This window comes from Acetobacter sp. DsW_54 (assembly GCF_002153575.1).
In the GTDB taxonomy this organism is placed as follows: Bacteria; Pseudomonadota; Alphaproteobacteria; order Acetobacterales; family Acetobacteraceae; genus Acetobacter; species Acetobacter fabarum.
In genome coordinates, this window is sequence record NZ_JOPD01000026.1 from 1 (window position 1) to 20,260 (window position 20,260).

The window sequence follows — 20,260 nt, forward strand, 5'->3', positions numbered from 1 at the left end:
TGGCACTGGCACTGGCACTGGCACTGGCACTGGCACTGGCACTGGCACTGGCACTGTTCAAACCTATCTCGTGGTTCTGTCCAGCACTTATACAAACAACCATGATGCAACAGACTTCCGTTCTGCCCTTTACGGCATCGCCTATATCCCGCAGGGCTACACACCCCTGTTTGCCAGACATCCAAACGGGCGGGTTAAAGCCAGCACAAACACGCTGGAGCAAAGGAAAAGAGAATGGGAGAAGGAGGCCCAAGACCATCTTGCATCAGATATATGCTGTACTGTACAGCATGTATCTGGATAAGGCATCTCGTCACCCACCCTGCATGAGGCGCGACAATGCCATAAAGATTTGAAATATAAAAACATAGGAATGATCATCTTATATGAGGATCATTACCCCCACGCGAAGGATCCAGACCTCTTCCTTCATACGATTATTCTTATGGCTCCCCAGATCAGGAAGGCCATAGATACTCCACACATGGAGTGAATGAAAAATTATTTCTAAAAACTATTATTTTATCAAAGAGTTTTTCGGTCCACTCCAAGAGTGTCACACACCTAAAGTGGACCGAAAAAACTCCAAGTGTTCTTTTAACCAGCTTTATCCTGCTTGAAATGCGGCGGGAAAACCAGAGGGTCCTGATGCAGGACATGCTTGCCAATTACGCGGCGGGCCAATACTTCCGGGTCATGGGAAGACAGGGTTCTGACATCCCGCCAGTACTGGTCAAAATCTGCTTCCCGTGCGGTTGAACGCCCCCCCAGCAACTCAAAAACACGCGGTGTAATATGCAAAGCCGTGCGTGCGGCAAAAGTGCGGAGCGAGAGCGTTTCCAGCGCAATAGCGCCATAATCTTCTTCCGTCAGGGAGGAGCGCCGGTCCCATTGTTCCTGCACAAAAGCAATGGTTCTCTCAAAATACGCCTGAGCCGCCTGAACCTGCACCCAGTATTCAGCAAATTCAGCCTGAATGAACGGGTCATCCGCCGAAATACTGACACCCCCAAAGCTGCCCTGCCTGCGCCCTTGCAGCACCCACTTGCGCGCATGTTCCAAAGCCCCCAGCGTGCGGCCGATGAACACAGCCGTATAAAAAATGGCACCAAAGCTGGCCCACAAGGGCAAGGGGCCGGTCTGGGCCGGGCTGTGCCCCCAATGCAGGACATCTTCTGGAAAAATCCGCACATTATGGAAGGTAATGGTGCCTGAATCCGTACCGCGCAAACCAATGGGGTCCCAGTCATTATGGAACTCCAACCCCTCACGCGCTGTAGGAATTACAGCGTAAATATAGTGATCTCGATCGGGGTGAATGGCCAGCACTGTTGTAATTTCTGCCAGTGGCGCACCCGTGTTCCACTTTTTGGTTCCGGTAATTGTAAATCCGCCATCCGGGTGGTGTTCGGCCACAAACTCCTTATTTACATACTGTGTGACATTACCCCAGAAAAACCGGTTATTCGCGGCATGGCGCACAACATCATCATTCGCACCGGTGTAGTCCGTTAGCAGCGGCACAAGGGAGTTATAGTAATTAAACCCAAGCAGTGCTGCGGTGGAACCATCCACCTTGGCAATTTCCAGCACACTTTGTGCCGCATCGCGGAGCGAACCTCCACCGCCCCCAAGATTTTTGGGGTATAGCAGGCTGACAAGCCCGCTTTCGCGCAGGCGGCGGATCTGCTCAACGGGCCTTGCGCCATCCAGATCACGCTGAACAGCACCTTCGGCAAATTCATGCGCAAGTTTTTGCGCAGCATCTACCCAGTCCTGTGGGTAAGGCACCACTGCCTGCGGGCGCGTGGCACGCACAAGATCATTACGAGGAGCAGGAAAGCTTGTGTTTTTTTCGATGAAAGTCATGAGATCAATCTTTCTTTGAGTCGTTTTTGGCGTGAACTGCCAGCCAGATCCAGAAGATGGATGATGCTGCATAAAAAGCCGGTCCAATAAGAATGGCCTGTGCCAGACCCGCATGATCGGAAATCAGACCCAGAAGCCATGGGGCAAAAAGCCCTGATGCTCCACCAGCAACCATCGCGCCAAACGAACCGGAAATAGTGCGCAAAGCCGGAGGCACAGTTTCAACCAGCAGCGTGGTCAGGCTCCCTGCCGTGGCACCAAAGGATGCAATGGCCAGCAGGGAAAAAACTTCGCAGACGCGTAGGGAAGATGCCGTAAAGCCAATAGTGAACAAAACCGAAGCCAAGAGCGCGCTAACAGCAAGGGATGCGGCAATAGCCCCCGTGCGCCCGGCCAGATAACGCCCCGTCAACCACCCACCCACTGGCCCCGCCGGAAGGGTGAGCATAAGGGCTGAGAACGCAAAGCCCGTGGCATGCAGGTTATCCAGACCATGCACCCGGTGCAAAAACGCGGGAAGCCACATCTGCGCGGTAATTGTGCCGGAAAAAAACAGGCTTAGAGCGATCAGATGTGTGGTGTAGGGAACAATACGAAAAACAGAAAACTGTTGTTTCCAGCTGACCTTGTTCTCCACCGCGGGTACATGACCGTCAGACTGACCCGGAACCGGCTCAGGCACAAACAGTAACAGAAAGCCCAGAACAAGACCCGGCAGACCAGTGAGAAAAAATGCCTGATGCCAGTTGGAGTGAGCTGCAATCCACCCCCCAACACCAAAAGCCAGCGCAGACCCGAGCTTATTACGCAACATGAAAAGAGAAAAAACGAAGTTCCGCTCTTTCCTGTTATAAAGGTCAGCCAGCCAGCCCGGCACAATGCCCTGATAGGCAGCCATGCCAAAACTGGTAAGTGTGCGCCACAAAACCAGTGTTGCCAGACCAGTAGAAAGCGCACTACCCGCCGATGCCAGACTCCACAGCACAATAGACCCGACCAGCACGGAACGGCGACTAAACCGTGCTGCCAGCACTGCAAAAAGTGGTGCGCCCAGAATACCCGCCAGTGTGGAGGCGGAGGATACACTCCCAAAAGCAGCATCCGAAAGATGGAGATCCGCCTTGATTGGTGTCAGCAATCCGGAAAGAACCATATTATCCATGGCGCAAACCGTACCCGTTGCCAGCAGCAGCACCAGCGCTGGATGGCGTGACAATGCCGTGCCGGCCACAGTGGGCTGATTTGTCACGTGCGGGGTAACTGAAGAGAGTGTGGTTGCAGTGGAAGACATGGCTGTATCCTCATACCGGTTGAGGGTGCGTCTGTTCGAAAACCGCAGCATTTTGGGGGGCTCGCTGCGCAAGGGCCGTGGCATCTGCCAGAATTGAGCGGTCAATCCAGCTTTCCAGATCAAAGTCTTTTTTGATCAGCCCCTGACGCAGCAAAAAGGTTTTTTGCGCATCCAGCGTCGCAACATAATCATCATTCAGGTCCAGCCGGATACCCTGCGCGATGTTCTCATACACTGCGGCAAGGTTTTCTGGTGCCTGCCCCAGATCGGTTGCCAAAGCCCGCAGGGCATCCAGCGGCTGGGTTGCCGCCCGCTCTGCCGTGCGCACAAGCGTTGCCACAATGCGCACCAGCAGGTCTCGCTGCTCTTCAATCAACGCCGTGCTGACCACCAGACCACGCAGCACGGAAGGATGCACGCGCGAGATAAGGTCCGGGGCAAGCCGGGTGTCGTACACCACATTCAGGCGTGGGTAGAGGCCACCATCGGGGGGGATAGATGCGGCCACCGCATCCACAATACCCTCCTCCAATGCGGCCAAAGCTGACTGAAAACCCGCGAGCAGAAAACTCTGCCGCTCCCCGCGTGGTGGAAAAGTGCGTGGAATACGCACCAGTTCCACATCATCAAGACCCAGCCCGACAGTGGCCAGAGTGGTCTGATAAATCTTGAGCTGTTGTGCAATCATCAGGTCAAACGGGCTATCGGGGTTGTAAAACACCGCAAGCCGCCTGCCTTTAAGGGCCGCGGGCTGTGCAAGCCCGGAAGAATGGAGGCTCAACACCGGGTAGCGGCCATCCAGAAAAGCAAGACCCACAACTTTGCAGTCCACGCCATGGCTTTTTTTCCATATGGCTGGTGCATGCCCGGCATTGCGGAGCCAGAACCGATCTTTGTGATCGTATTCCGTTTTGGGTGAAAACCCTACGGACTGAAAAACAATGTCAACATCGTGCTCTTCTGCAAACTCAGCCCGCAGCGTGCCCCAAGCTTCTGCCAATGCGCTAATGGTCGGCACAGACGGGCAACGGGTGTAATGAATAACCGGACGGGTCATGGCTTTTTACTCCTGTGGGGCAACCTGCACGCCATGGCGTGCCAAAAGCTGCTGTGCATTCCAAAAAAGAACTGATTTCTGTCCATCGGGGTCTGTCGCCGTTGCCGCGCGCACACGCTCAAGCGTAGGCCCAATATCGGGCACCGGGGCATAGTCCGAGCCAAAGACAATGCGCTCCGACCCCAGAACCCGCACGGCTGCGGCAACAGCAGCCGTTCCACTGCCTGCTGCCCCCGTATCCAGCCATATCTGCTTAAAGTGCTCACGCAGCGGACCAGCCTGCACACGGGGGGAAACTACTGCCTGTTCGGCCGCCAGCGCCCCCAGTGCCGTGCCACCCAGCATGGCTATCTGGATTGTCACATCGGGGAATGGAGCCAGAAAATCCGTAAACGCCAGCGTTGCAACGGCAGATGCAAAGCAGAACCCGTTGTCTATGACCCAGCGCAGGGCTTCGTTGTCATCATGTAGAATATCGGGGGGCTGGCCATGAACCTTGGGGCTGGCAAACCCCGTATGCAGGTAAATATGGCTGCGATGCGCCTGAGCCACTTCGAATATCCCCCGAAAGGCCTCTGCCGAGCGACGGGAGAAAAACCCGTTAACAGGCAACACACCCCCGATCAGGCCCAGTTGCTCATGCCCGCGTTCCAGCTCTTTGGCAGACCAGACTAGATTATCCGTGCTGAGTGCCGCCACGGCGCTAAAGCGGTCCGGGTGCTGAGCCACAAGAGCGGCGGTATCGTTATTCCACTGCGTCCACAGGTCCTGCGTATCCGCAAAGGGGAGTGCTGCATCTACCCCCAGTGTTGTTGGCCAGGATAAAAGCTGGTGCGCAATCCCTACATGATCCAGATGAGTCAGTCGGGTTTGCAAATCGTACCATTGCGCACCAAGGGGGAATGCTCCCCCCTTGCCTGCCCCCGCCCCCGTGCGCCAGATGGCAAGTTCATCTCCCTGACGGCCAATACGCGGTGCCTCCGCACGGCGCCCAAGAATATCCAGTGTGGAAGGTGCAAACCAGTGGGAGTGCAGGTCGATTACAGTCTTATGAGTTGTCATGACGTGCTCTCCTCAGAAAAAGTCCACACGGGCCGAAAGCAGGAACATGCGGGGATTGCTGTACTGGTAAGTAAATGTCTGGCTTGTTGCGGAATACGGCAGCACCTGCACCAGATAACGGTTACCGGTAATATTGTTGACGATCCCGCTGATTTCCCACCGGCTGTTCCCCGGACGGAAGGAGGCATGAACATCCCCCAACCAGACAGATGATTGCTGAAGGGCAGATGCTTTTTCGTTGGAAACGAGGTAGTAATAATGCCCGGTATAGTTCCAGTGCGTGCCAACGCTGCCGTTGCCAATACCGGTACGGAAGTTCCAGTCCACCGAAATATTGGCTGTCTGGTGTGGCGCACGGGCGAACTCGTTACCCTTCAGGCTGGTTGCACCGGTGGGGGCGGTAAAGTCCGTAAACTTTGTTCTGAGAACACCCACATTCCCAGATATCGTCAGGTCATCAATCGGGCGGGCCTGAAAGGAGAACTCACCCCCCAAAGTGCGCCCGGATGCGGCATTGGTAAGCGAAATAATGGTTGATTTTGTTGCGGCATCCGTTGCGGTCCAAGAGGTCTGGATATTGTCGTATTTTGAGTAAAAACCATCTGCACTCAGGGTCAGGCGGTGGTTAAACCAGCTTCCTTTGTAACCGGCTTCGTAGGATGTCAGGGTTTCGGGGTTAACCGGCCGCGCTGTCTGCAACGGCGTGCCCCCCCTGTTAACCGGGTTGGGAGTAATCTGGGTATTGAACACGCCTGAACGATAACCATCAGCAATACGCACGTAGAGCATCTGATTTTTTCCAATCAGGAACTGTGGCTCCACATCAAAGCTGACATTCGACCAGCTTTTGCCCCCATGGTAACTATCAATCCCCGTTATGGGTGAAAGAACGTTCTGGGCATTCCACCAGTTTGTCGCATTCCCCGCGAACGAAACCGGAGACCTTGCCTGAACACTGTCCAGATCAAGGCGCAGGTGGTCGTGCGTCCACCTTACCCCACCAGCAACCTGAAACCACGGCACAACATGGATTGTTGTATTACCAAAAATAGCAAAACTATCTGTGGTTTGCCGGTATTGTGTGGATGTAAAGGCAGGCTGGCCAATAATGGCGGGCGTTGTAGGCGCACCGGGGGGGAGCGTTGCAGTCGCGTAGTGGTCGTTCAGGGTTTCATGAAAATAATAAGCGCCTGCAATCCACGCGATCCGCTGGTGTGGGTCTGATGCAAGGCGAAACTCCTGACTGACCTGCACAGGGTGCAGTTTGTCATAAGACCTGCTGTATTCAAGGGGTGTGTAATCTCCATCCCCAGTCTGGCGGCGCTGTGCGTTTTCAAACGCGGTAATGGAGGTAAAGGTCAGCCCATGCCCCGGATGCCACGTTGTGTGCAGGGATACCCCCTCCGACACAAGGGCCTGACGCCCGTTGACGTTGGAATTGGTCCAGTCCCTGCTTGATGTTTTAAGCGGTGAATATACCGACGTACCCGAAGCGCTATAGTAAGGCACGTTGGAACTCTGCATGTCACGCACATGCGTATTCAGCAGAAACTCCAGATCATCCGATGGCCGCCAGAGCGTTTGAAAGCGGGCGGCAAAGTCACCAAAATTACCGACATCCTTGCCTGTGCTGGCATTTTTTGCCCAGCCATCCGAATTTTCCTGCCGAACAGACAGGCGGGTGGTCAACGTATTGGCGGTAATGGGGGTGTTGATAACAAACTCACCCCGCTTTTGACCATAATCGCCAAAATCGACCTGTGCGTGACCCTCTTTTTTAAATTCGGGACGGCGGGAGGTAAACTGTATGGCCCCTGCCGTTGCATTCTTGCCCCACAGGGTGCCCTGCGGACCGTTAAGAATGGCAACCTGCGCCTGATCAAACAGCGGGAAGCCCTGAAAGCTCAGGCTGTTCAGATACACATCATCCGCATAAACCGCCACGGCACCAATGGCGTTATTGGCCACATTCCCGTTGCCAACACCACGGATGTAATACCGGGGGCGCAAGCGACCATCAAAATTATACCCCAGCACGTTAGGGGCAAAAGCGGCCACATCGGCTGCACTATCCAGATGCTGCCGGGCGATGGTGGTTGCACTGATTGCCGTAACGGTGGCCGCAACCTTTTGAATATCCTGCGTGCGCCGGTTAGCTGTGACCATAACGGTCTCCAGCCCGCCTGATGCCGCAGGAGAAGCCACCTTGCCCACTTTGCTGGCCTTGCCGCCCTTGGCAGGAGCCGGAGCAGTTTTGGCACCTGAAGGTTTGCCCTGTGTTTCGGCTTTGGCGGAAGATGTGGCGGACGCCACAAGACCCGATGCAAGGATCAGGGATGGCAAAGCGGCGCAAGCAAGCCGGTTCCGCCTAGACAGGCAGGCCATAGCCCGCCCCGAAAGGGAGAGGAAGGACCGGGGAGCCGAGAGTGAGGAAGGGTAAATCATGTTCCACGCCGCGTTGTTTTTAACCATTTACTATTTTGATTAGTATTAATTCGTTGCATTTTACGACAGTGACGGCTTTTATAATTTTTATGGGTACGGTTTAAACGATATTAAATAGTGCAATATGCGCATGAAAGTAGGCCCGCATGTTTGTGCCCCAGCTTGACCGCAACGCCCGCGAAGGGCTGCAAAAACAGATTATGCGGCAGATTATTGCCGCTATTGCCTCTGGCATGCTGCGCCCCAACACCCCTCTACCGGGCATAAGGGAGGCATCCGTACGCTGGGGCGTATCGCGCAATACGGTCGTGCTTGTTTTTGAACATCTGGAAACGGAAGGGTATTTGCAGACGCGCCCTTCACGCGGGACATTCATCCACCCCACACCACCATGCAGCACCAGCTCCGTTGCGCAGCTGGGGAACGAACGCGGTGCCGCGGCCGCATCCCTTGGGGAGCCATCATGGCCCGGTCAGGCTTTTATTGGAGACCCGGCACAGGAACGCCAAACACCCGATGGAGTCTTTAACCTCGGTTTTGGCAGCAACATGCCGCTTTATCGTTTTCCCGCATGGCAAAAAACCATCGAACGCCTGCTGCTGCGCGATAACTGGAAACGGGGGGGAGAATTCCAGCCCAATGCCGGACTCCCCTTCCTGCGTTCAACGCTGGCCCGGTGGCTGCATTTACGCCACGGCGTCACCATTGACCCGCAGCAGATCATTATTGTTACGGGGCTACAGCAAGCGCATTCCATTATCGCACATGCCCTGCTTAAAACCGGCGACCATGTGATTCTTGAAGACCCATGCTACCCGGGAAAACGCCAGTTATACGAAAAACTGGGCATGCACGTGATCAACGGCGCAATTGACCGCAAGGGGATCAAGCTGGCTGATCTGGCCCCCGAGCAGGCACGCCTTTTATGCGTTAATCCGGGGTGCCACATCCCGACCAATGTCACGCTTTCTCTGCCGCGTCGCAAACATATTGCAGCACTGGCCATGCAGGACCGCTGCCTTGTGTTTGAAGAAGCGATGTATGACCTGCTCTCGTTTGAAAAAAAACCGCTCCCCTCCCTTCTCTCCCTTACAGGGGGGCGCAACCTGCTCCATGCGGGCCTGTTTGCTCCCTGCCTTGGTGGCGGGCTGATGCTTGGGTATCTGGTCGTCCCCTGGGCCTTCCTGCCTGCCGTGCTGGAAGCCAAGCTGCTTACGGGGAACGGTCTGCCCTGGCTGGAGCAGGAAGCTCTGGCCCGCATGCTGGACTCGGGCGAGCTGGACAATGCCCTGCGCCGTACACGGGTGGTTATGATGCGCCGCAGAGAGGTTTTTATGACCGCATTGGAACGGTTTTTTGGCCGTATGGAATTCTGCGGCACAGAGCATGCCCCCCGCCTGAGCTGGTTCCTGCCCGGTGGGTTCGGCAAGGTGCAGCCTTTCCTGACCGAGGCGGAAAAAGCAGGAATCCGCTTCCCCGGTAATTATGCCGCAGCCAGCAGCCGCTCCCACCCGGGCCTGCCGGACCTGCCTAACCTTGTGTCCCATGGTTATGGAGAAATATCGGAAGAAGACATTCCAGCCCTTTTTTCCAGACTTTCCAACCACACATAAAAAGCACCCACCCATTCCGGGACAAAGAGATGCTCCCCACCCCGGAACCAGCAGGAGCCCAGATTCTGGCGCACACAGAAACGGACCACCAGTTACACGCACTGCTCCAGCAGGTCCGCGCCTGCTCGGCCTGTGCCCATGCCCTGCCATTTGGGCCACGCCCGGTGCTCCATATCTCCCCCCGCGCACGGTTGCTGATTGCGGGGCAGGCTCCCGGCACCAAGGTCCATGAAACGGGGATCCCCTTTAACGATGCCTCGGGCGATCGCCTGCGGGCGTGGCTGGGCATGGACCGCAGCCTTTTTTACGATACGGAAAAAGTCGCCATTGTACCCATGGGGCTATGCTACCCCGGCGTGCTGCCAAAAGGGGGAGACCGCCCCCCAAGGCCGGAATGTGCGCCTTTATGGCGCAAACGCATTCTGGAACATCTGCCCAATATCCGGCTGACCCTGCTGGTAGGCTCCTATGCGCAGAATTATGTGCTGGGCAAAGGCGGGGTGTTTGACCGGGTTATGCGGTTTGAAGAGTTTTTGCCTACCTACTTCCCCCTCCCCCATCCATCATGGCGCACAGGGGCGTGGGAACGGCGCACACCCGCATTCGGGGCAACCGTTCTTCCCGCCCTGCGCCGCGAGGTCGCCCGTGCATTGCAGGACTAAGCCCGGATTTTTCAGGTAATCAGGAGCAGGCGGATGTCATTGACATTGGTCAGCGTTGGCCCGGTCATGAGCAGATCATCCACCGCCTTGAAAAAACTGTAGCTGTCATGGTTCCGCAGGAATGGTTCAGGCAGACAGCCTGACTGCGCTGCACGGGCCAGTGTATCGGGCGCAAAAATGGCACCGGCGGCATCTTCCGTGCCGTCTATGCCATCACTATCACCTGCCAGCCCCCAGATACCACTCTCACCACCCAGAAAATGCGCGCAGGAGAGCAGGAACTCCGTATTCCGCCCACCTTTGCCAGCTCCTTCCCCCGCGCGGATGGTCACGGTTGTTTCCCCCCCGCTTAACAGCACCGCAGGCGAGGGAACGGGCAGACCATGCGCATGCACGGAACGCGCCATGCCACCCAGCAGAATACCGGCAACCTGACTTTCCCCCTCCAGTGCATCACCCAGCATAAGCGGTGTCACGCCCTGCTGCCGCGCAACATCTGCTGCGGCCATAAGCGCCATAAGCGGGGTGGCAATCAGCACCACACGGTTGCGCGGGTCCGCTACGGGTTTATGGTCCTGCTGGTTTGCCACAGCCTGCTCCAGCACCCCCCGCACAGTGGGGGAAAGGTCCAGCCCATACCGTTCCACAATCCGCAGCGCATCCGCTGCCGTGCCTGATGGCGGCACGGTTGGCCCGCTGGCAATCACCGATGGATCATCCCCCGGCACGTCACTGATCACCAGTGTCAGCACCTGTGCAGGGCTGGCAGCCTGCGCCAGCCGCCCCCCTTTGATGGCGGACAGGTAGCGCCGCACGGTGTTCATTTCCGTAATGGTCGCGCCAGAATGCAGCAGTTGCCGCCCGACAAGGCGCTTATCTTCCAACGTCAGCCCCGGCGCGGGCAACGCCAGAAGGGACGACCCCCCGCCTGATACAAGGGCAATCACCAGATCATCCGGCCCAAGCCCCGTTACGGCATGCATAATGGCGCGGGCGGCTGCCTCGCTCCGGGCATCGGGGACAGGGTGGGAGGCTTCCAGAATACGCACATGCCGGGTCGGGGCGGCATGCCCGTCACGCGTGACCACCACACCTTCAAGCGGCACATCGGGCCAGGCGGCTTCCAGGGCTGCGGCCATTGCCGCCGAGGCCTTGCCAGCCCCCACCACAATGCAGCGCCCTTTGGGTTTGGGGGGCAGGTGTTTGGCCAGCACCACAAACGGGTCTGCGCTGGCTACGGCGGCATCAAACATGGAGCGCAGCAGGGTTCTGGCCCGCGCGTTATCCCATGCAACTCCTGCATCTGGCATGATGTTTCTCCCTTATGACCGGCTCCGCCGTAACTGGCCTACCTTGCGTTCAGGTAAACGCCTTGTCCAGATAAGGGGAGGATGCGTCAAAGAACGCCTGATTTTCTTTAAGTTCCGTTGCAATCACATGCAGGCTGGCCAGCACACGCAGCATTTCCTCGCGCACGGACAGGTTGGTTTCGGCCTGCTCCATGCGCGAGAGGTATTCCACCGCCAGAGCCGCTGCCCGTGCTGTGCGGCCATACTGCCCACCATACCGGCCAGAAAACTGCTGCATGCGGTTCATCATGGCCTGTGTGGCGTGCCGGGCATCAGCAGGCAGAATATTGCGCCCCAGAATAACGCGCAGGCGCAAAAGGTTAAGCTCTATGGTCATGCCCGAGAGCACACCGCTTACATACCGGTCACGCACGTAGGTGTTGCCATCATCTGTTGTCATGGATGCCAGCCGGACAAAGCCATCCACCCCGCGGCCGATCACTTCGGTCATGGGGGGGGCGGCACGGTGCTGGGCCAGCCTACGCAGGCGGCGCAGAATACTCACGCGCAGGTCCCACCGCAGGCCATCCGGGTCAAACGGCAGGAAGAGCCGGTACATCCACATGGAAAAAACCATGGCCAGAAACAGCGGCAGCGCGGTGTTGAAAAACAGGATTTCGTCCATCCGGCCCTGATTCATCGGGCCGATAAGAATGGGCAGGAACAGGTTATACGCAACTGCCGCCAGTATGAGCGGGGGCCACGCAAAGGCCAGCCCCCCCACCAGCATGGGCACGGCCAGACACAGGGCCAGTGTTTCGTAGATTGTTGGCTGGGCTATGACCCACAGATCGAGCAGCCCGCTCATGCCCACAACAAAAATCGTGCCGTGCAAAAACGCCTGCGTGGCCAGTGCAGGCTGCTCCAGCGTGGAGAACAGGGCACAGACAATGGAGACAAACATCATGAATGTCAGCCCATCGGTCCAGCCCGTTGTAATCCAGATCAGCCCCGAAGCAAAAATAGTGACTGATGCCCGCAGGCTGTTGGTAAAGGCCATGCGCCAGTCCCGGTAACTGCGCATGGGGTACCTGAAGTGGTCATGCGGCGTCGGGTTGCGGCTCATCTCGAACTGTTCAATGGCCTGTTGCAACTCATCCAGAATGGCACCCAGCTTGTGGAGCAACTGCCCCTCACGCGAGAGGCTACTCTCCTGTGCCACATCAATAGGCGGGTTGGTGGCCGCTATCATCTCCTGCTCAAGGCAGGTCGCCGCAAGCTGGGTGCAGGTGGCGCGCAGGGCGGTCAGATCCCGCAGGACCGGGGCCACAGGCGACTCATCCGTCAGGCGCTGGGGAATGGTCTTTAAAAACCCGGCCACCTGCTGTGCAACCTGCAAATACTCCTTACCCTGACTTTCAGGCATGGAGAGCAGGGCACCAAGGTCCAACCCACGGGACATAAGCACGGCTATGGCGGCAAGGGCGGCACGGGCATGGTCGCCCTCGTGCTGGTGCTCGCCCATTTCCACTTCCGCAAACTCGACCTGATCGCTCAGGCCAACAATGGTGGTGAACACGTCGGGGGAATTGGCAACCGCGCGGCGGTCCCCCCCAAGCAGGCGCACAAGTGCTGGCACGGCACCATCAAGTGCCTGCACAAAATTGGTGGCAAGCCTGTTTCTGGCCCGCAGGCCAAGCCGGTACTGGAACAGGGAGGATATGGTGGTTTCCACCACAATGCCCAGCGTAATATACGTGGCGCGCGCCATGGCGATATGGAAAATCTGGTCCGGGGCGGCAGCCCCATCAAGCGCGATAATGGCGTAGGTAAAACCCGAGGCCCGCATGCCATGAATACGGTAATTGGTCATGCTGGCAGGGCCGGGCAGCAGGGTGCCCACAAAGCAGAACCCGCCAATACCCACCGCAAGCCAGAAAATATAGAGCAGCGGGGACTGCGGCATGCTCCCGACAAGGATAAGCGCACACAATGTGCCCACCACCATGCCAAACATATGCCACCGCGCCTTGGCAATGGACTTGCCGCGCGTGCCCTGTGCCACCATCCACACGGTCAGGGCGGCCCATTGCGGGCTCCCCAACTCCCACCACAGGGCAATGCCAAGGGCTATAAGGGACGATATGGTGGTCCGGAGTGCATACCCGAAAGACAGCAGGTTAGGGGCAAACAGCCAGCGCAGCCTGCTCAGGTCACGCGGGGGGCCTCCCCCCTCGAGCGCCTGCCGGACAATGGTTTTGAAGGCCTGACAGAACTGGCCAAATGAAAACGCCGCAGCCTTCATGCCGCGTTCTGCCGGTCAGGACTGATCAGAGAGACTGCCATCTGCTTCTTCTTACCCCAAAGAAGCCCAAAAGCGTATTCACACCTCGTATGCCCTGTCCTGCACCCAGCGTTACGCACAGGACATGGCATACAAAAAAACGTCGTCCGCTTTTAGTCTTCGTAGGACAGCAGGCTTGTTACAGTCGTGTCCAGCTTGTCGCGGCCGCCAAGGCCTGTCAGTTCAACCAGCACGGATGCGCCGACAACCTCGGCCCCGGCTTTACGCAACAGGTCAATGGAGGCAGCGAGCGTGCCACCGGTTGCCAGCAGGTCATCCATGACCACAACGCGCTGACCGGGCTTGACGGCATCAGCCTGAATTTCAAGCGTGTCGGAGCCATATTCCAGCTCATAGGTGTGCGAGATTGTCTTGCCCGGCAGTTTGCCGCTTTTACGCAGCATGAGCATGCCGCAGCCCATGCGGTCGGCAATCGGGGCGGCGGTCAGGAACCCGCGGGATTCCACTGCGGCCAGCAGGTCGGGCTGCAAGGGAGCGATCTGGCGCGTCAGGCGGCCCATGGCAATCTGCCATGCGTCGGGGTTCCGCATCAGGGTTGAAATATCGTAGAACAAAATACCCGGCTTGGGAAAATCGGGAATGTGACGGATGTAATCCTTAAGGTCGATATCCTGACGTCCCGTCATGGTATTTGACAATCCTTCATCCATGCGCCCAGCGTTGTGGAAGCGCGTTTTCCATCCTGCCTTATTCCCATAGGTCAAGCACCGCCGGCGAACAGTTCTGAGGCAACCGGCCCCGCTCTATCCCGCACGGGAGCGTTCCGCAAGGAAATATCCGGCTGGTCAGACCCCCGCGCGCGCACCCAGTGCCGCGGTTACGGCTTCCATCAGCCCATCGCGGCGGAAAGGTTTGGCCAGCAGGCGCACATTGGGCACGCTCCCCTCCGGCGGGGGGGAATCGGCTGTCAGGTCGCCCGACATATACACCACGGCCAGAGCAGGGTAGCGCTCCACCAGCACGCGCGAGAGGGTAACCCCGTCCAGCGGGCCGGGGAGCTGAATATCGGTCACCAGCAGGTCAAGCGTACCTTCCACCCCGGCGGCTGTATCAAACGCCTGTTCGCCGTCCCCCGCCTCCAGCACCTTGTGGCCTGCCATGCTCAGAATGGTCACGACAATATCGCGTATGGCGGCATCATCCTCCACCACAAGCACCTGCAGGCTGCGTGCCTGCGCCTGCGGGGCCGGGCTGGCGGGTCTGGCCAAAGCGGGCACGGCCTCGGCTGACGTGGCCTCCGCCCCGGCGCTGGCCGTTATGGCGCGCGGCAGCCACAGCGAAACCTCGGTCCCGCTGCCACGCCCCGTTGCCACCACAACCCGGCCATTCACCTGCTGGGAAAAAGCCAGAACCATGGCCATGCCAAGGCCGGTACCCGCTCCCTCGCGCTTGGTGGTAAAGAACGGTTCGAACAGGCGGTCCATGACCTCCCGCGTCATGCCAAAACCGCTATCCACCACATCCAGCCGGACCCAGTCCCCCGCAGGCAGGGGGGAGGCATCGGAAACAACACGGATACTGCGCCCTTCCTCCACCGGCAGGCCCATCAGGTCAGCATTGACCGAGAACGTGACATTCCGCGCCGTAATGCGCAGCCGCCCGCCAGAAGGCATGGCATCGCGCGCATTGATGGCCAGATTAAGCACGGCACTTTCCAGCTGGGCAGGGTCTGCGCGGACAGGCCACACATCGGCCACAACACCGCACTCCACCACAATACGCGGGCCGATGACACGCCCAAGCAACCCACCCAGAAAGGAGAACAGGTCCGATAGCCGCAACGAATCCGGTGCCCCACGCTGCCTGCGCATGAAGGAGAGGAGCTGCCCGGTCAGCGCTTCGGAACGATGCCCGGCATGTGTGGCCGCGGACAGGTATTCCTGCCGCTGCTCCACCTGATCCGGCTGATCATATTCCGCCGCGAGTTCCAGATTACCCAGAATAACCGTGAGCAGGTTTTTAAAGTCGTGGGCAATGCCTGCGGTCAACTGGCCAAGGGCACGCAGCTTCTGTGCCTCGCCCAGAGCGCGCTCACTGCGCAGGCGCATGGTAATATCTGCCGCAGTCAGCACAAACCCGCGCCGTTCGGCTGCACCATCGGGGGCAAAGAACAGCGTGCGGCACAGTTCTAGATCCGCGCCATTGCCGCCCTTGCACTCCACCACAACCGGCGGTGCCAGCTCCCCTTTGGACAGGCTGCTCTCAATATGTTCAAACGGTTCCAGCAGGGGCACGCCATCCACGACCAGCATGCCGCTCAGGGCATTGTAGGACAGGCCAGTGTGCAAAAAATCCTTGCCCAGACCAAGCACCGTGGCCAGTTGCTCGTTCCAGTGCCATAGCCGCCCATCCGCACCAAACACCGCAACACCAAGGCTCAGACTGTCCAACGTGGCGCGCAGCCGCAACGCCAGATCACGCGAAGATGCCTCGGCCCGTGCTGCTGCAAGGGAGGAGCGGTCCAGCACCCAGCCTGCCGAGATCATGCTCAGCACACCAGTCAGAATACCCAGAACAGCCAGCCTGCGCTGCCAGCTTGTATTGCGCAGCATATTGGCAACCCGGTCCGCCTGATCAAGCGTACTGGCGCGGCTGAGCACAGACAGGTTCTGGTCCAGTGTGGCCAGCAGGGCAGCCCCGCCCTGCGGCATGGCCTCGGCCGATCGGGGCCATGCGCTAATGGTCTGAAGCTGTTTTTCCACCACCCCCAGCACTTCCTTGCGCCCGCTCCCTTCACGTAGCTGCACGGAGCGGAAGCCGTCAAACCCTGCGCGGGCATCGGAAAGCTGGGTAATGGCCTGTAGGTAACATTCGCCATCAGCCGGGTTATGTTCTGCCTCAAAGGCATAATGGCAGATACGGGCATTGCTGGTGGCGTGGTGCACGCCGCGCAAATAACTACCTGCGGCCGTGCTCTGGCGGTCCAGGTTGCCATGGCGGGCCATGTCGTTCCCGAGTTCTATGCCAATGCCACCAAAGGTCACAATCAGCACACCAGCCCCGATAAGAGCCAGAATATGAGCCCGTCTTGCTGGATGCCGTAGCATGTCAGGCATGCCCCCCATTATTTGTGTCCTGCCATCCCCGTGGGCATGACAGCTTGATCTTAACCGGGCAAGGCATGGCTGCCCATGCAGGATCAGGCAACATCATGCAAAGCGGGGCGGAATGTATGCATACACAGCATCATAAGCGCACCAAAGCCCATACAGCCAGCCATTGGTAACGAAGATGTGGCGGCAAACTGACCCACCAGCACCCCGGCCAGTGCGCCAAGCACGTACTGCAACGTGCCTGCAAGGGCGGATGCCGCCCCCGCCTGAGCCGGATGGTCGGCCAGAGCCATCATCATCGCATTGGGGAAAATAATACCCGTTGGCGCAAGGGCTATGACCATGGTCCCAATAACCAGCCACACCTCATACGGCCTGTACGCCACAGGCGCGTACCAACAACCCCACACGCTAACACCCACCATCAGCACCGTGCCCAGAACCGACAGGGCCACAGCACCATGCAAAAGACGGGCCGGGTCCACCCGCCCGACCAGCAGGCCATTCACCTGTGATGCCCCGATCATGAACACGGACATGACCCCGAACAGCATGGAAAAATGCAATGGCGAAAAGTGGAAAAGCTGCACAAAAACAAACGGTGCTGCAGTCAGGTAACTGAAGGTCATAAACGTCGAAAACGCCGTGATCAGGGCGTAAATGCTGTAGCCCCTATCCCCCAGCAGGCCCACGTAGCGGGTCAGCAGGGTCATGGGGGAAAGGCTCTGGCGCTTCTGGTAAGGCAGTGTTTCAGGCAGGACCCACAGCACAAGCCCCACACAGACCAGCCCGTACACCGCCGAAGCCCAGAAAATAATCCGCCACGACACAAACTCCACCACCAGACCACCCAGCATGGGCGCCAGAATAGGCACCACCCCCATGACCATGATCAGGCGGGACATCATGCGTGCCCCCGCCGCCCGGTCGGACACCACATCACGCACACATGCGGTGGGCACAACCAGACTGGCCGACGCCCCGATAGACGCCACAAACCGGGCAGCGGAAAATAGCGTAATATCCGGTGCAAATGCACAAACGGCAGACGCCACCGCATACAGCACGTTCCCCACCAGCAGGGGCATGCGCCGGCCATACCGGTCTGCCAGCGGCCCTACGCTCAACTGCCCTATGGCAAGCCCCACAAACCAGATGGCCAGCGTAAACTGCACATTGCCCGCACTGGTATGAAAACTCTGCTCCATGGCCGGGAAGGCGGGCAGATAAATATCGGTAGAAATAGGCCCAACAGCAGTCAGGAACCCAAGCAGGAGGGACAGCCAGCCCGGCACACCCTGTGCAAAAGCCGGCCCCGGCGTACCCTGCGCCGTGGGGGATGAGGAAGAAGACGTCATACCCGGCCCTCCGGGTGTGCCGAATGAGATAAGTGCCGCAAAAAATTCATCCCATAATGGAAAAACTATTGAGGAACAGGGCCGTGTTCATAACAGGCAGATACCGGCGGCCTGCCTGCACACAACGCTCCGGGCCTAGCCCTGCGCACTGGCCCGGGCAATACGGGCGTGCCGCCACAGCCACCAGCCCAGCACGGCAGAAAAGGCAAACAGACCGGCCCCCGCGCCATACTGCCAAGCCGCCCCCACCTGCACACCAGCCCCAAGCAGCACCGCAACGGCGTTCTGGGGCAGCGCACCCAGCAGGGTTGCCGCAAAGAATGGCCATACAGCCATACCGGACACACCTCCGAGCAGGTTGAGCAGCAGGGCCGACCCAACAGGCAGCAGGCGCAATGTCAGAATACTCAGGAAGGGCTTATGGGTTAAAAACGCGTCCAGCTTTTCAAACCGTGGTCCAAGGCGAGCCTGCGCCCATGAACGACCACCCCAGCGGGCCCACAAAAAACCGGCCACACACCCTAATGTAGAAGCTATGGTGATCATGGCAAGCCCTTCGGCCACACCGTAGGTCAGCCCTGCGGCAAAGCCGGCAACCTGCCGGGGCAGCCCAAAAGCACACCAGACCGTTGCCCCTGCCACAAACACCAGCCGACCGCCCACGCCCGCGCGCAGCATATCCGTACTGCCCAGCACCTGCTCCAGGGCAGGCACATGCCGCAACCCGATTGCCCCCACCACCAGAATAAGCAGCATTAGCAAAGGTTTGAACACGACCCTGGCGGGCTGCTCCGGTGCAGGAGTGGCTGGTTCCATCCCTTGGGCGCTAGCATCTTCTTGCCGCGGCCCGCAAGCTGGCTGTAAACCCTAGCCATAAAGTTTAACCCAAGCGCAAAAGAGTGCCATGCCCACCACGCCCCAGCGCCAGCAAGACATGACGCCTGCCCACCGCCGCCTGATTTCGGGCTGGCTGTTCCTTCTGTGTTTCATGTTGCTGGGCATGATCGCCATTGGCGGCGTGACCCGCCTGACCGGCTCTGGCCTGTCCATTATGGACTGGCAGCCCGTGAGCGGCATGATCCCGCCCCTGTCCCACGCAGAGTGGGAGCGGCTGTTTGCGCTGTACCAGACCATTCCCCAGTACCACCTCCAGCATGAAGGGTTCGGGCTGGAAGGATTCCAGAAAATATTCTGGGCCGAATGGATCCACCGCTTCTGGGGCCGCCTTATGGGGCTGGTGCTGCTGGCACCACTGGTCTGGTTTGTTGTCCGGGGCATGATCACCCGCCGCCTTGCCGTGCGCCTGTTCGTGTTTTTCATTCTCGGAGCGCTTCAGGGCGCCATTGGCTGGTTTATGGTGGCCTCGGGCTTCCGGGCCAACAGCACGGCGGTTGAGCCGGTACGACTCGTGCTGCATCTGAGTGCCGCTCTGCTGCTGTATGGGGCCATTCTGTGGACTGCGTTTTCCATCCGCTGGCCCCAGCCTGAACCCACGCCCTTTACGCCCGGTGTCAAACTCACCCGGCGTCTGGCGTGCCTGAGCATCGGGCTGCTGTGCATCACCATTATTGCGGGCGGCTTTACGGCGGGCACCCATGCGGGCTTTTTGTTCAACACCTTCCCGCTCATGGACGGGCACCTTGTTCCGGCTGACTACGCCCAGCTTTCCCCCCTGTGGATGAACTGGATCGTCAACAAGGCCGCCATCCAGTTTGACCACCGCCTGCTGGCCACCCTGACCGCGCTGAGCATTGGCGCGGTGCTACTGGCCGGGTTGCGGCGGGGTGCGGGGCTTGGCCCACAGGCGCAAAACGGCATTATTCTGCTCGGCTGGGCCGTGCTGGTGCAGTATGCGCTGGGGGTTACCACCCTGTTGCTGGTTGTGCCGGTATGGGCCGGGGCCGTACACCAGACCTTTGCCGCCGTGCTGCTGGGGGTCATGCTGTATGTGCTGCACACCCTGCGCCGTGGCAGGCCGCAGGGCTGAAGCAGAGCCCAATGATTTCCCACGCCGGTCATTTTCCTGTTGCGCTGACAAAACAGGACGGTATTCTACCGGGCATGATCTCCGACCGGTTCATGTCCGATTCCCTCAAGACCCGCGTAACAGCGGCTCAGGGCGGCGTGGCTTTTCGTCTGGACCTTCTCCTTCGACTTATCAGCCCCTGAGCGATCCGGGTGGCCATGTGCTGCCGC

General features: G+C 58.8%; 15 protein-coding genes. 4 read left to right on the plus strand and 11 right to left on the minus strand.

Going from position 1 to position 20,260, the window contains the following annotated elements:
• Positions 1 to 597: 597 nt before the first annotated feature.
• Genes HK20_RS10165 through HK20_RS10185 form a run of 5 tightly spaced genes read right to left on the minus strand, consistent with a single transcriptional unit; the run spans position 598 to position 7,724 of the window.
• The gene (locus HK20_RS10165) at positions 598 to 1,869 is read right to left on the minus strand and encodes an acyl-CoA dehydrogenase family protein (RefSeq protein ID WP_158093054.1); all 1,272 of its coding nucleotides are present in this window, start codon (positions 1,867 to 1,869) and stop codon (positions 598 to 600) included.
• Between the two features lie 4 nt (positions 1,870 to 1,873).
• Complete coding sequence (locus tag HK20_RS10170) at positions 1,874 to 3,160, minus strand: MFS transporter (protein ID WP_158093055.1); 1,287 nt, start codon at positions 3,158 to 3,160, stop codon at positions 1,874 to 1,876.
• A 10-nt stretch (positions 3,161 to 3,170) separates the two neighbouring features.
• On the minus strand, positions 3,171 to 4,217 hold the full coding sequence (locus HK20_RS10175; protein ID WP_086646958.1) for an ABC transporter substrate-binding protein: 1,047 nt from the start codon (positions 4,215 to 4,217) through the stop codon (positions 3,171 to 3,173).
• A gap of 6 nt (positions 4,218 to 4,223) precedes the next feature.
• Positions 4,224 to 5,279: an amidohydrolase family protein gene (locus HK20_RS10180; protein WP_086646959.1), complete on the minus strand. Its 1,056-nt coding sequence runs from the start codon at positions 5,277 to 5,279 to the stop codon at positions 4,224 to 4,226.
• Positions 5,280 to 5,291: 12 nt separating this feature from the next.
• A complete protein-coding gene (locus HK20_RS10185; RefSeq protein WP_158093056.1) occupies positions 5,292 to 7,724 on the minus strand; it encodes a TonB-dependent receptor in 2,433 nt (810 codons plus the stop codon).
• Positions 7,725 to 7,870: 146 nt separating this feature from the next.
• On the opposite strand from HK20_RS10185, the gene HK20_RS10190 reads away from it, so the two are divergent.
• A complete protein-coding gene (locus HK20_RS10190) occupies positions 7,871 to 9,337 on the plus strand; it encodes a PLP-dependent aminotransferase family protein (RefSeq protein WP_086646961.1) in 1,467 nt (488 codons plus the stop codon).
• Positions 9,338 to 9,366: 29 nt separating this feature from the next.
• Positions 9,367 to 9,999, plus strand: a complete 633-nt coding sequence (locus HK20_RS10195) for a uracil-DNA glycosylase family protein (protein ID WP_086646962.1) — start codon at positions 9,367 to 9,369, stop codon at positions 9,997 to 9,999.
• Positions 10,000 to 10,010: 11 nt separating this feature from the next.
• On the opposite strand, the gene HK20_RS10200 is transcribed toward HK20_RS10195, so the two are convergent.
• The 6 genes from HK20_RS10200 to HK20_RS10225 all read right to left on the minus strand — a co-directional run bounded on the left by HK20_RS10200 (position 10,011) and on the right by HK20_RS10225 (position 18,820).
• The gene (locus HK20_RS10200; protein WP_086646963.1) at positions 10,011 to 11,309 is read right to left on the minus strand and encodes a glycerate kinase; all 1,299 of its coding nucleotides are present in this window, start codon (positions 11,307 to 11,309) and stop codon (positions 10,011 to 10,013) included.
• Positions 11,310 to 11,358: 49 nt separating this feature from the next.
• Positions 11,359 to 13,593 (minus strand): FUSC family protein, encoded by a 2,235-nt coding sequence (locus HK20_RS10205; protein WP_086646964.1) that lies wholly within the window; start codon positions 13,591 to 13,593, stop codon positions 11,359 to 11,361.
• 152 nt (positions 13,594 to 13,745) lie between these two features.
• Entirely contained in the window at positions 13,746 to 14,279 is a 534-nt protein-coding gene (locus tag HK20_RS10210; protein WP_086646965.1) for an adenine phosphoribosyltransferase, read from the minus strand.
• A 159-nt stretch (positions 14,280 to 14,438) separates the two neighbouring features.
• Positions 14,439 to 16,700 (minus strand): ATP-binding protein, encoded by a 2,262-nt coding sequence (locus tag HK20_RS10215; RefSeq protein ID WP_086646975.1) that lies wholly within the window; start codon positions 16,698 to 16,700, stop codon positions 14,439 to 14,441.
• Between the two features lie 92 nt (positions 16,701 to 16,792).
• Positions 16,793 to 18,064 (minus strand): multidrug effflux MFS transporter, encoded by a 1,272-nt coding sequence (locus tag HK20_RS10220; RefSeq protein ID WP_086646966.1) that lies wholly within the window; start codon positions 18,062 to 18,064, stop codon positions 16,793 to 16,795.
• Between the two features lie 135 nt (positions 18,065 to 18,199).
• Entirely contained in the window at positions 18,200 to 18,820 is a 621-nt protein-coding gene (locus HK20_RS10225; RefSeq protein WP_233129176.1) for a TVP38/TMEM64 family protein, read from the minus strand.
• A 178-nt stretch (positions 18,821 to 18,998) separates the two neighbouring features.
• Between HK20_RS10225 and HK20_RS10230 the strand changes: the two genes are divergently transcribed.
• Together HK20_RS10230 and HK20_RS12990 are read left to right on the plus strand one after the other, a co-directional pair.
• Positions 18,999 to 20,051 (plus strand): COX15/CtaA family protein, encoded by a 1,053-nt coding sequence (locus tag HK20_RS10230; RefSeq protein ID WP_179290161.1) that lies wholly within the window; start codon positions 18,999 to 19,001, stop codon positions 20,049 to 20,051.
• Positions 20,052 to 20,062: 11 nt separating this feature from the next.
• Entirely contained in the window at positions 20,063 to 20,233 is a 171-nt protein-coding gene (locus HK20_RS12990; RefSeq protein WP_158093057.1) for a hypothetical protein, read from the plus strand.
• Positions 20,234 to 20,260 lie beyond the last annotated feature (27 nt).